Here is a 12072-nt window from a genome sequence, read left to right as displayed (position 1 = left end):
TCTGAAATTTGTATTTTTTATAAAATGCTTATGATATAATATTAACTAATGTAACAAATCTATCATTTTATAAAAAAATATTATGATAATAAAAAATTAAGGAGTCTCTTTATGAGTAACATGATTCGGAGCGTCTTAGTGCTTTTAATGCTCAGTATCACGAGTATATATGCTAGTAGTGATGCGATCAAAAAAGTGGTGATTCAGGTGGATAGTAGTAATCTAAAAACACAAAATTTAGCATTAAATAATGCCGTTAATCTTCAAAAATTTTATGGTATGGATAATGTTAAGGTAGAAATAGTCGCCTATGGTCCAGGATTGAGTATCCTCACGCGCAAGAGTAAGTTTTCAAAACGCGTATCGAGTTTGGCGATGAGTGATGTGAAGTTTTCAGCATGCCATAACACGATGCAAAAAATTAAAAATAAAACAGGCAAATTCCCCGCTTTGAGTGACGGTGTTGAAGTGGTTCCTGCTGGCGTTGTGCGTATTGTACAACTTGAAGACCAAGGCTATCGATACATTAGACCCTAATCTTCTATCATGATGCTTCACAAAAAGAGGCATTCATAATCCTCTATGGTTCTCAACCGTAGGTGAATTATTTTGCCTCTTTTTTGCCTCTTTTTTCTTTTATACTACTTTAAAATTTATAGAAAGGATATAAAATGAAAATATCAAGAAGAGGCTTTCTTAAAGGAAGTGCTGCTGCGACCGCAGTACTTGGTAGCACCACCATGAGTGCAACCGAATTGTTTTCTCCTGTCAAAAAGATTCCAAGTGCCAGTCATTTTGGGGCATTTTATGCCTATGTTCAAGATGGCAAGATTGTGGATGTTGAGCCACAAGAATCTGATGATAGACCGGGAATGATGAAAGCTTTGGTAGATCGAAATTATTCGAATTCCAGAGTCAAATATCCTTATGTTAGAAAAACCTATCTAGAAGGAAAAGCTGACAATAAAGCGCTTCGTGGCAATGATGAATTTGTACGCGTTAGTTGGGAAAAAGCGCTCGATCTTGTAGCAGGAGCACTCAAAAAAACACCTCGCGATCAAATCTACAATGGTACAACAGATGGTTGGGCTCATCCAGGATTGGTCAATTATTGTCCGACTCTTGCGGGAAGATTTTTTAATATTGTAAAAGGAGGATCAGTTAATTCTGATGGTGATTACAGTGTCGGAGCAGCGCTTCGTACCAATCCAACAATCGTGGGTGATATTGAAGTATATTCCTTGCAAACAACCCATGAGCAAATCTTGGCCAATACTCAAGTTTATGTCATGTGGGGTGCTGATTTATTCAAAACCAATAAAATCGATTTTGCCGTGGCAAATCGTAAGAATGATGCGTATTATCTAAAGTATAAAAAATCTAATATCAAATTTATCTCAATTGATCCTATCAAAACCCAAACAGCTAAAATGTTTGATGCCGAGTGTGTTCATATTCGTCCTAACACTGATGTTGCTCTGATGTTAGGGATGATGCATTACCTCTATGTTACGAAAAAATATGATCAAAAATTTATTGAAAAATATACCGATGGTTTTGAACAGTTTGTGCCTTATTTGTTAGGAAAAACTGATGGTATTGCTAAAACACCGCAATGGGCAGAGAAAATCACAGAAGTTCCCGTTAGTAAAATCAAAGAATTAGCAGATTTATTTGTCTCAAAGAGAACCTTTATCGCAGGAAACTGGGCATTGCAACGTGCCCATCATGGAGAACAAGCCCAATGGGGGATTATCACACTCGCTTCCATGATTGGACAAGTCGGAATTCCTGGTGGTGGATTTGGTTTTTCAATGCATTACGGTGGAGGCGGACAAGCCGCTGCTGGCAAAGCCGGTCCAGGAGGATTTTCTCAAGGCCGAAACAGAGTCGAAGCGATTATCCCCGCGTCGAGGATCAACGAAGCATTGTTACATCCGGGCAAAGAGATTAATTTTACCGGAGAAAAAATAAAATTACCAAAGATTTCATTGATGTATGTAGCGGGAGCTAACAATGTCGGTCATCAACAAGATATGAATGAACTCATCGAAGGGATTAAGCGACTCGATACACTTATCGTACAAGATCCATGGTGGACACCAACAGCAAAAATGGCCGATATTGTCTTGCCTTCGACCACAACATTGGAGCGTGATGATATTAGTTTGCTCAGCGGCAGTTATTCAGGTGATAAAATCTATGCGATGCGTAAAGTAGTCGATACCCCATACGAGGCCAAAGATGATTATGAAATCTATGCGCTTTTAGCCAAAAAATTCAGTGAAAAACACTATAAAAAATTTACAGAAGGTAAAAGCGTGATGGAGCATATTAAATCATTTTATGCACAATCTGATGCGGCTAAAACGATTCCTTTTGAAGAGTTCTGGGAGAAAGGCTTTATTCAATATCAAATTCCAAAAGAGGCATATAAATACGTTCGACATAGCTCTTTTAGAGAAGACCCTATTAAAAATCCTTTGAAAACAGAAAGTGGAAAAATTCAAATTTTTTCTAAAAAGTTTGCTGATTATGGATATGACGATTTCAAAGGGCATGTGACATGGTTTGAACCGGCTGAATGGCTGGGAAGCAAAGAAGTAGACCAATATCCATTGCATCTACTCTCTCCTCATGCCACTTATCGAAAACATTCCCAATTGGATAATGTCTGGATTGCAGAACTTTATAAAATCAAAGGGAGAGAACCGGTCAGAATCAATCCAAAAGATGCCAAAAAATATGGCATCAGCGATGGTGATTTGGTAGAAGTATACAATGCTCGTGGAACATTGTTGGCAGGAGCTGTCGTGACAGAAGATGTCCGCGAAGGTGTCGTAGCTATTGAAGAAGGTGCTTGGTATAGTCCTGAAAATGCTGCCATAAAAGGCAGTCGTGGCAATAGTGGGAATGTCAATGTTTTGACCTCTTCACGCCCAACTTCTGAAATGTCGCAATCTTGTTCTGCTAATACGGCATTGGTGGCGATTAGAAAAGCAAAAGGTGAGATTGTGCCCAATCAAGCACATTTGATGCCAAAAGTATCTAATATTTAAATACGAGTCAGGGAGGACAAGTGATATGAGACTGTTTTACATGATGGTAGTAGCGTGTTGTTTTTTGAACATCAGTATGCAAGGAGCCACGTATATCTATACGCAAGGAAAAAAATCACTTTTTGTTACCCAGCAAGGGGTGGCTTTATATAATGGTACTCCTGTTCAAATCATATCCAAAAAAGGGCAACAAGCTCAGATTAAAATTATAGGATATGTAGCTCAAGACGATCATACCAAATTGTTTGCGACTCGCAATCTCAGTCTTTTGTTCGCCCATGTTAAAAGTAAAAGGCATGAGATTCAAGTATCCAAAGATAAAGGGGTGCTCATTTTGAGTGTCCCCCAAAAAATATTGACGGATGATATGGATGAGGCATGGGAGAAAAATTCTGATCTCTTTTATGATAAATGCACAAAATGTCATCATGCGAAAGTGATTAAAAAACACACGATGTTGGAGTGGAGTGCTATATTTAGTAGTATGGCGCCAAAGGCAAAAATCTCTCATAAACAAGATCAGTTGATTATGCGATTTCTAAAAGCTTTTGCAAAAGATGGTATTTTGAAACAAAGTGATTAATATCAAGGCGTGCTTGATGCTTTTTATAAAGAAAAAACATTGTAAAATCTCTTTATTGATAAAAGGAGTCTTCTTTGAATAATCTTTTTTTAAATAAGCTCAAAACGTTGCGGATTCTTTATGTTGAAGATGAAGAGGGTATTCGGAAAAAGATTTCCGATGCCCTTAGATATTATAGTAAAGAAGTGTTTGAGGCCACCGATGGTGAGAGTGGTTTGAAACTCTATAAAGAAAAAAATCCCGATATTATTTTCACAGATATTTTAATGCCAAAGATGAATGGGATTGAGTTTATCAAACAAGTGCGCCAAAGCGACGATCAGATTCCGATTGTCATCACCACCGCACATACCGATATGCACTATCTTTTGAGTGCTATTGAGTTGCATTTAGAACAATATATTATTAAGCCGATTAATTTAAAAGATTTAAAAAAATCCTTGCAAAAATGCATTGAGACCATATTAAAAGTCAGATCTGTAACAGAGATATTACCCTGTGGTTTTTGCTATGATTTTGATAATAAAATTCTGACACGCGAGGGTGAAGAAATCAAGCTCAATAAAAAAGAAATTTTATTTTTTGAACTTTTGATTCAAAACAAACATCGGGTCGTGAGTTATCAAGAGATCCAAGATTATGTGTGGCAAGATGATATCATGAGTGATGATGCACTCAAATCATTGGTGCGAAATATCAGACAAAAATTTCCAAAAGGATGTATCAAAAATCTCTCAGGAGTCGGATACAGAATTCTCAATGATTAATTACCTGAGTATTCGATATAAATTTTTGCTCATGGCAATGCTCGGAGTTGCTGCTATTGTTTTGATGTCCTTATTGGCACAAAATATCTTAGAAGATGGATTTCAAAAAGTCAAAGAAGTGTTTGAAAATTCCAAAAAAGTTCAAAAGATTCAACAAGATTTTATCACGCCACTTTTTAAACTCCGAGAAGAGACTTTGTCGCTAACCGTAGCACCTAATGGCGTTTACAAAAGAGAGATAGAGCGCAATATTACTCCTTTAATCCAACGATTAAATTACTCTTTCTCAATGCTTGATGAACATATTAATACGATTTGGAAAAATTATCGAGATTTAATTTTTGTCGTTGATGGATATAAAAATTATAAGCGCTTTGTTTATATCTCGGATGGGTATTTAAAAGAGGATTATAAAAAAGGTGCATTAATGCACACCAAGGTTGTCGAGCGAAAACAGTTTTATATCTTGATATCAAAACTTGAGAAAATGCAAGAGACACAATTAGGAAAGTCGTATGCGACGTTTACTAATGCCAAAAAAAGTTTTGCAAAAAAACAGATTATGATAACCTCAGGTGTCCTTCTCGTCATCATTTTGACACTTTTATTTGGGTATCTGATTGCTAGAAATATCGTCTTTTCTTTAGAGCGTGTACAAAATGGTCTCAAAAGATTTTTTAACCTCTTAGGACGAACTATTGACAAAGATGAAAAGATTAAAATTCATCTGAAAAATCGTGATGAATTTGGTGCTATCGCCGTGGTGATAAACCGTAATGTTGAGATATTAAGAGACAAATTAAAAAAAGATATTGCATTGATAGAAGATGCTACGAGTGTGATGGACGATTTGAAAAAAGGAAGACTAGAAAGACGATTAAGAAAAAGTGCCAGTTCTCATGAGCTCAATACTTTAAAAGTGGTGATGAATGAAATGTTGGACAATTTAGAAGATCGAATAGAGCTTGAGATTAAAGAGCGTACGAAACAAGAGCAACTGCTGATACAGCAGAGTAAACTCGCGGCGATGGGGAGTATGATTGGAAATATTGCCCACCAATGGCGACAACCCTTGGGTGAAATCAATGCCATATTGCTAGATTTACAAGTGAAACAAGAATATAATGATTTAGATGAGAAAACTTTCAATAAAGGCATTGAAGAGTGTGATATTATTTTATCACATATGTCCAATACGATTAGTGATTTTCAGAATTTTTTTAAACCGTCTAAAGAAAAAACAAAATTTAACCTAGCAGAAGCATGCCGTAGTGCTAGTTATATCATTGAATCTTCGCTGAAATATAATAATATCGAGTTTGATATCGATATCAAATATGATTTGGATGTGTTGGGCTATCCTAGAGAATTTGCACAGGCGGTTTTAAATATTTTGTCCAATGCTAAAGATGCTCTTTTAGAGAGAAAAATAGAACACCCCTTTATAAAACTCACGCTAAAAAAAGGTGAAAAATATGCTCTTGTGAAGATAGAAGACAATGCCGGCGGCATTCATGGGGAGAATTTGGAGCGGGTATTTGAGCCTTATTATACTACCAAACACGCCAGGCAAGGGACCGGTATCGGTCTGTATATGAGTAAAATCATCATTGAAGCAAATATGAATGGCTACATCAGCGTACAAAACCAAAATGAAGGGGCAACCTTTACGATAAAATTAGCGATTAATACTTAATAATATATTTATTTAAAAGTTGTATAATTCACCCTCATTGAGAAACAATAGGTGAGCAAATACTGAAGATATGTAAATGCTTCAAATTCAAACTTTTTAATTTTATTTTTTGGTTTTTAAAACCGCTTCAAAGAAATGGAAAACAAAAGGATGGAAAACAAGTTTAGAGACGGTGCGTAAGCGTTGCGTCTGTAAGCAGGAAAACAAAGAAATGGAAAACAAAATGCAAAACAACAATACCCAACAATATTTATTTACCAGCGAAGTTGTCAGCCCGGGACATCCGGATAAATGTGCTGATATTATCGCTGATAGTATCGTCGATCGATTGATTATCGAAGACAAAAACTCAAGAGTGGCCAGTGAAGTATTTCTAGCCGGCAAGAATATTATCATCGGGGGTGAAGTCAAAACGACAGCCGATTTAGATGTAGAAGATTATAAAAATATCGTAAAAGATGCATTGATTAAGATAGGTTATGATGGAAAATCTTCATTTAGTAGAGCACAATGTCTCTATCCTGATGATGTCTCTGTACAAGTGCTGTTAAATCAACAATCTTTAGATATTAACCAAGGCGTTGACCAAGAAGATGGTGAAATTGGCGCAGGAGACCAAGGCATCATGTTTGGTTTTGCTAGTAATGAAACGGCTGATTTCATGCCAGCAGCTATCACGTATGCTCGTATGATTTGTGATAAGGTATATAATTATGCACTCAAACACAATCACAAACTCGGAGTAGATATCAAAACGCAAGTGACTGTGGATTATGGCACCAAAGAGAATTTTGAGAATTGTCTTCCTCAGAAAATTCATACGATTGTTGTCTCTGCGCCTTCTGTTGAGAGTATGCCTATAGAAGAGGTGCGAATGCTTATCAAGGGATTGATCGATGATACGGCATTGCCTCCGCGTTTGTATGACCCTGAGAACACCATCATTCATATCAACCCAACCGGACGTTATGTTAGTCACAGTTCTCTTCATGATTCAGGCTTAACCGGACGCAAATTGATTGTGGATAGTTTTGGTGGATATTCACCTATTGGTGGGGGAGCACAATCGAGCAAAGATTATACAAAAGTGGATCGAAGTGGCTTGTATGCCGCACGTTGGATTGCCAAAAATATCGTCGCCAGTGGGTTGGCAAAGAAATGTTCCGTACAACTCTCTTATGCCATCGGAGTTGCTAAACCAGTCTCTGTGAGCGTGGATACATTTGGTACTTATAATCATGTGAGTGATGATATTCTCTCACAATTTGTTTTGGATAGTTTCAGCCTGACACCTCGCTGGATTACGAAAAAATTCGGTCTTGATGCCCCAAGTAAAGAGACGTTTTTATACGCCGATGTGGCGGCTCGTGGACAAGTGGGACAGAGTGATTATCCATGGGAGAGATTAGATGCATTGGAGCTTTTTGAAGTTCTAAAAGAGATATATAAATAATCCCAAAAACAAGGCTATTTCAGCCATATTAAAACCAAGATTGTCGCTGCAATCAACCAAACGATTGTAGCGGCAATCAATGCCACTCCTAGCGACCATCTATCGACGAAAAAATACAAAGAAATCATATAAAAGAAGTACGGAATCAAAGAAAAAATACCAAAGAGAATGGTCTCTTTTAAATCCGCACTACCACGTTGGCTTCCGACAATATAATGGGCAATGAGTGCAAAGGTTGGAAAGAGTGGTGCGAGTCCAGCGATAAAAAAACTTTTACTTTGAGCAAAAAGTTGAATAATGATGACCGTAATAGCGCCGAGTAATGCTTTGAGGGCTAAATCCATAATGATATTTCCAATTTTTTGATGAATTTTATCCTCTTAAAGATATATTTGAGATTAAAATTTTATTGGGGTTTGATTATTTCAGAGAGACCATCATTGGCGCTGTGATAAATCGTAGTCTGATATTTTTTAGCATAATATCGAAGCAATATATTTTGCAATATTGGCTCAGTTGATGGTGAAAACCATGCATTGTTGCTGATGGCTATCATGAAGCGTGGTGCACCTTGGTAGAGCAGGTCTGAAGTGGCTTCAAAACAGATGGCATTACGATATTTTTCTCCCCCAATCACAAAATCATGAGGTTTTTTGGCATGGTCAAAATCACTTGAGCCATCAAAGAAAATTTTGTTGATAAAGTTGGCGATAAAAGAGGGCAGTGGAATTTCCTCCCCAAACGGGACTAAGACGACTTTATTAGCGATTTGAAGATGACCATCATGAAAAAAGTAGGTGGAATTATAGATTTTTTGATTTTGATACGAGAGGGCACCTGCGATAATATCGATATCGTGTGAGAGTTTTTTGAGTTTTTGGAGCGCATTTTGGTTTTGATTAAGATAGAGGGGGAAAGCCGTCTCTGGCAAGATGATGAGGTCATCATGATGGGTGATGGCATCATGGATTTGGCGATAATTCTCAGATAAAATCTCAGCTTGATATTTAGGATCCCACTTTTTTGCTTGGTCGATTTTGGATGTTGTAATTTTAATATTTAGAGGATTTTTAGGTGTTTGATAGGAGGGATTCCATGTTGCTAAAAGTAAGAAAATGAGTCCGATGAATTTATAATAAGATGGCAATTTTATCCATGATAATATGCCAATTAAAAATGCGGCATAAGTCATCCAAAGCGGATTAAAAAAACTAAAAGAGAGGATGAGTTGGGGCTGCAACCAATTGAATCCAAAAGGATGGATAAAACTGAGTAAAAAGATTAAAATCGTTTTAATCACAAGATGATTTTCAAAGGCACCAATAACTCTAAAAATCACGCCATACACGAGTGCAATCGCGAGGATTACGAAAGGAATCAGGTAGGAGAGCCCATAATATCGAAAGCTTAAAGCAATCCAATAAAACCAGAAAATTCCTATGAAAAAACCAATCCAAAAAGATTCAAAACGGTTGCTTTTTAGTAGTCCATAAAAGCCAACGATTGCGATGATGGAGTGAAGCCATTTGGCATCGATTTGAAAATATCTTAAAAAAATAAAAAGAGACAAACAAAAAGCTACAACAAAGCCTTTTATTATGTAATTAGTGGTAAAATGTCCACTTACAAAATTTTTATTAAAGGATTTACATGCAAGGCGGTACCAGTATGTTAACTTCATTGCTTCCATTAGTCGTTCTTTTTGCGATTTTTTACTTTTTGGTCATCAGACCACAGCAAAAGCAGGCAAAACAACACAAAGAGATGATCGAAGGTCTCGCAAAAGGAGACAAGGTTGTCACGACAGGAGGACTCATCTGTGAAGTTGTTAAACCTGAAGAGAATTTTATCAAAGTTTCACTTAATGAGAGTGTAATTGTAAAAGTCTCAAAAGAATATATAGCGAAAAAAATAAATGAATAAGGGTGGATTAAATTACCGCTTGGTGATTTTTTTCATTGCAATTATTTTTGGGGTGGGCTTCACAATGCCTACCTTGCTCCAAACTAAAGGTGGAGCAAAAATTGCCTTAGGACTTGATCTTCAAGGCGGACTTCATATGCTTTTAGGTGTAAAAACAGATGAAGCCATAAAATCAAAAATGAAATCAATCGCTTCAAGTGTCAAATTCTATACAGACAACAATGACATCATTATCAATGATTTAAGAGTTCACAATGATTTGATTACCTTCAAACTCTTAGATGGGGATGAAGAAAAAAATCTCGATGCGATGTTGAAAAAAATCCAAGGTTTACAAATCAAAAAAGAGCAACTCTCTTATACACTCAGTTTGAGTGCGGCAGAACAAGTTGCGACTAAAAAATTCGCGGTCTCTCAAGCGGTTGAGACAATCCGAAATCGGATTGATCAATTTGGTCTCTCTGAGCCAAATGTTGCCAAGCAGGGTGAGGATAAAATCCTCGTCGAGCTTCCAGGTATCAAAACCATAGCAGAGGAACAACGTGCGCGCGAACTGATCGCCAAAGCGGCCCATCTTCAATTGATGGCTGTGGATGAGAAAAGAGCAGACCAAGCAGGTAGTATGAGCGAAGATGAAGCCCGTGCTTATGGTGATGTGATTTTTCCTGATGCGACCAATCCAAAACAAAAATATATCGTCAAAAGTGTTCCCATACTCGATGGTAGTATGCTCACCGATGCGAAAGTCGGATTTAGTCAGATGAATCAACCGGTCATCAACTTCACGCTTAACAGTGAAGGGGCTAAGATATTTGGTGATTTTACGGCGAAAAACGTCGGTAATCATTTGGCCATTGTACTGGATAATGTGGTTTATTCTGCACCAGTCATTCGCGAGCGAATCGGTGGCGGTAGTGGACAAATCAGTGGCGGATTTAGTGTCAAAGAAGCTCATGATGTGGCTATTGCACTAAGAAGTGGTGCCCTATTAGCCCCTGTGACATTACTCGAAAAAAGAAGTGTTGGACCAAGTTTGGGTGCTGATAGTATTAAAGCTAGTTTGATTTCTTTGATTACAGGTTTTTCATTGGTTGTGCTTTTTATGATTGTCTATTATGGTATGGCGGGAATTATTGCGGATATTGCATTGATTATCAACCTCTTTTTAGTTGTGGCGATTATGGCACTTTTTGGTGCGACCTTGACGCTTCCGGGTATGGCAGGTATTGTCCTCACCGTCGGGATGGCCGTGGATGCCAATGTGATTATTAATGAGCGGATACGTGAATTACTGCGGAGTGGCGCGAGTGTTTCAAAAGCCATTGAAAAAGGTTATGACAACGCTATGAGTGCGATATTGGATGCCAATATTACGACATTAATTGCTGCTGTTGTGCTCTATGCTTACGGTACGGGTCCGATTAAAGGATTTGCTGTTACTATGAGTATCGGTATTTTAGCTTCAATGCTCACAGCGATTTTAGGAACGCATGGAATCTATCAATTTTTGATGCCACGTATCGAAAAAAGTAAAAGCCTTCCATTTTGGTTTGGCATAAAAAGAGGTAAATAATGCAAGTATTTTCAAAAGATAAAATCTATAATTTTATGGGTAAAAGTAACTTTTTTATATCTTTCTCTATTGTGTTGATTCTCTCTTCTTACTTTTTCTTGTACACCAAAGGTCTCAATTATGGTATTGATTTTGCCGGGGGAACTATTGTACAAGTAAAATATGATAAAACAGCACCCATTAAACAGATGCGTGAAAATATTACCAAAGATAAGGCATTTGAAAATGCTTCTATTACGCAATTTGGTTCACCTCAAGAGGTTATTATCCGTTTTTCGACTGCTGAGAATAGCACCGTCAAAAATGATGCCGGTGACAAGATAAAAACACTATTAAAAGGTACGGGTGATTTTCAAATCCGTCGTGTTGATATTGTCGGTCCAAAAGTGGGTGGCGAACTGCGCGAAAAAGGGATGATGGCTTTGGTCATGTCGATTATTGTTATTTTGATATATGTCGCCTTTAGATTTGAATGGCGATTTGCCGTCGCATCTGTGCTTGCTTTGGTTCATGATGTTTCGATTGCTATGGGAGCCATTGCGCTGTTCCAAGTAGATGTCAATCTCGATGTACTCGCTGCTCTCTTGACCTTGATGGGGTATTCTCTCAATGATACGATTATTGTATTTGATCGGATACGTGAGGGAATTGGCGATACCAAAGAGACGAATCTTTTCAATGTAATCAATGATGCGGTATCAAAGACACTCTCAAGAACCCTTCTGACTTCTTTGACGACATTCTTTGTTATTCTGACACTCTACGCCCTTGGAGGAGAGATTATCAGCAGCTTTAGCTTTACCCTCTTAGTCGGTATTGTTGTTGGTACGTATAGTTCAGTATTTGTGGCCTCACCTATGTTGAAATGGTTAGGATTTGATTTGCAAAGTTATAAGGCAAAAGAAGCGCTAAAAGCTAAAAGAAAAATCGAGAAAGAAAAAGCTCGTGCAATGTATGAAAAAGGAATGCTCTAATATTTAGAGCCTTCCTCTTAAAATTGATGATATAGATTTATGGA

Annotated in this window: 11 protein-coding genes; 9 read left to right on the top strand and 2 right to left on the bottom strand. The window is 37.4% G+C overall.

Going from position 1 to position 12072, the window contains the following annotated elements; translation table 11 throughout:
- Positions 1-111 precede the first annotated feature (111 nt).
- From SFB89_RS08305 to metK, 6 genes are all read left to right on the top strand, one after another.
- The gene (locus SFB89_RS08305; RefSeq protein ID WP_331774221.1) at positions 112-537 is read left to right on the top strand and encodes a DsrE family protein; all 426 of its coding nucleotides are present in this window, start codon (positions 112-114) and stop codon (positions 535-537) included.
- Between the two features lie 134 nt (positions 538-671).
- Positions 672-3059 (top strand): molybdopterin-dependent oxidoreductase, encoded by a 2388-nt coding sequence (locus tag SFB89_RS08300; RefSeq protein ID WP_331774220.1) that lies wholly within the window; start codon positions 672-674, stop codon positions 3057-3059.
- A gap of 25 nt (positions 3060-3084) precedes the next feature.
- Positions 3085-3642 carry a hypothetical protein gene (locus SFB89_RS08295; RefSeq protein WP_331774219.1) on the top strand — a complete coding sequence of 186 codons (558 nt, stop codon included), beginning with the start codon at positions 3085-3087 and terminating at the stop codon, positions 3640-3642.
- Positions 3643-3716: 74 nt separating this feature from the next.
- Positions 3717-4409 carry a response regulator transcription factor gene (locus tag SFB89_RS08290; RefSeq protein ID WP_331774218.1) on the top strand — a complete coding sequence of 231 codons (693 nt, stop codon included), beginning with the start codon at positions 3717-3719 and terminating at the stop codon, positions 4407-4409.
- Positions 4402-6105: a sensor histidine kinase gene (locus SFB89_RS08285; protein ID WP_331774217.1), complete on the top strand. Its 1704-nt coding sequence runs from the start codon at positions 4402-4404 to the stop codon at positions 6103-6105. The genes SFB89_RS08290 and SFB89_RS08285 overlap by 8 nt, the downstream gene beginning before the upstream one ends.
- A 211-nt stretch (positions 6106-6316) precedes the next feature.
- A complete protein-coding gene (metK, locus tag SFB89_RS08280) occupies positions 6317-7558 on the top strand; it encodes a methionine adenosyltransferase (protein ID WP_331774216.1) in 1242 nt (413 codons plus the stop codon).
- Positions 7559-7572: 14 nt separating this feature from the next.
- Here the strand turns inward: metK and SFB89_RS08275 are convergent, their stop codons facing one another.
- Together SFB89_RS08275 and SFB89_RS08270 are read right to left on the bottom strand one after the other, a co-directional pair.
- Complete coding sequence (locus SFB89_RS08275) at positions 7573-7902, bottom strand: GlpM family protein (protein ID WP_331774215.1); 330 nt, start codon at positions 7900-7902, stop codon at positions 7573-7575.
- Between the two features lie 62 nt (positions 7903-7964).
- On the bottom strand, positions 7965-9239 hold the full coding sequence (locus SFB89_RS08270) for an apolipoprotein N-acyltransferase (RefSeq protein WP_331774214.1): 1275 nt from the start codon (positions 9237-9239) through the stop codon (positions 7965-7967).
- On the opposite strand from SFB89_RS08270, the gene yajC reads away from it, so the two are divergent.
- Genes yajC through secF form a run of 3 tightly spaced genes read left to right on the top strand, consistent with a single transcriptional unit; the run spans position 9209 to position 12028 of the window.
- Positions 9209-9481: a preprotein translocase subunit YajC gene (gene yajC, locus SFB89_RS08265; RefSeq protein ID WP_331774213.1), complete on the top strand. Its 273-nt coding sequence runs from the start codon at positions 9209-9211 to the stop codon at positions 9479-9481. The two genes, SFB89_RS08270 and yajC, sit on opposite strands and share 31 nt — an antisense overlap.
- Positions 9474-11054 (top strand): protein translocase subunit SecD, encoded by a 1581-nt coding sequence (secD, locus tag SFB89_RS08260; RefSeq protein ID WP_331774212.1) that lies wholly within the window; start codon positions 9474-9476, stop codon positions 11052-11054. The genes yajC and secD overlap by 8 nt, the downstream gene beginning before the upstream one ends.
- The gene (secF, locus tag SFB89_RS08255; RefSeq protein ID WP_331774211.1) at positions 11054-12028 is read left to right on the top strand and encodes a protein translocase subunit SecF; all 975 of its coding nucleotides are present in this window, start codon (positions 11054-11056) and stop codon (positions 12026-12028) included. Before secD ends, secF begins: the two co-directional genes overlap by 1 nt.
- Positions 12029-12072 lie beyond the last annotated feature (44 nt).

The sequence above is a fragment of the Sulfurospirillum sp. 1612 genome (assembly GCF_036556685.1).
Taxonomy (GTDB): domain Bacteria; phylum Campylobacterota; class Campylobacteria; order Campylobacterales; family Sulfurospirillaceae; genus JAADIZ01.
Note: the sequence above shows the minus strand (reverse complement) of the source record. Positions and strands in the feature narration are given on the sequence as shown.

What these genes read in the sequence shown, in the direction of transcription:
- SFB89_RS08305 (WP_331774221.1), top strand. Translation starts at nt 112, where the DNA reads ATGAGTAACATGATTCGGAGCGTCTTAGTGCTTTTAATGCTCAGTATC.
- SFB89_RS08300 (WP_331774220.1), top strand. Translation starts at nt 672, where the DNA reads ATGAAAATATCAAGAAGAGGCTTTCTTAAAGGAAGTGCTGCTGCGACC.
- SFB89_RS08295 (WP_331774219.1), top strand. Translation starts at nt 3,085, where the DNA reads ATGAGACTGTTTTACATGATGGTAGTAGCGTGTTGTTTTTTGAACATC.
- SFB89_RS08285 (WP_331774217.1), top strand. Translation starts at nt 4,402, where the DNA reads ATGATTAATTACCTGAGTATTCGATATAAATTTTTGCTCATGGCAATG.
- metK (WP_331774216.1), top strand. Translation starts at nt 6,317, where the DNA reads ATGGAAAACAAAATGCAAAACAACAATACCCAACAATATTTATTTACC.
- SFB89_RS08275 (WP_331774215.1), bottom strand. Translation starts at nt 7,902, where the DNA reads ATGGATTTAGCCCTCAAAGCATTACTCGGCGCTATTACGGTCATCATT.
- yajC (WP_331774213.1), top strand. Translation starts at nt 9,209, where the DNA reads ATGCAAGGCGGTACCAGTATGTTAACTTCATTGCTTCCATTAGTCGTT.
- SFB89_RS08270 (WP_331774214.1), bottom strand. Translation starts at nt 9,239, where the DNA reads ATGAAGTTAACATACTGGTACCGCCTTGCATGTAAATCCTTTAATAAA.
- secD (WP_331774212.1), top strand. Translation starts at nt 9,474, where the DNA reads ATGAATAAGGGTGGATTAAATTACCGCTTGGTGATTTTTTTCATTGCA.
- secF (WP_331774211.1), top strand. Translation starts at nt 11,054, where the DNA reads ATGCAAGTATTTTCAAAAGATAAAATCTATAATTTTATGGGTAAAAGT.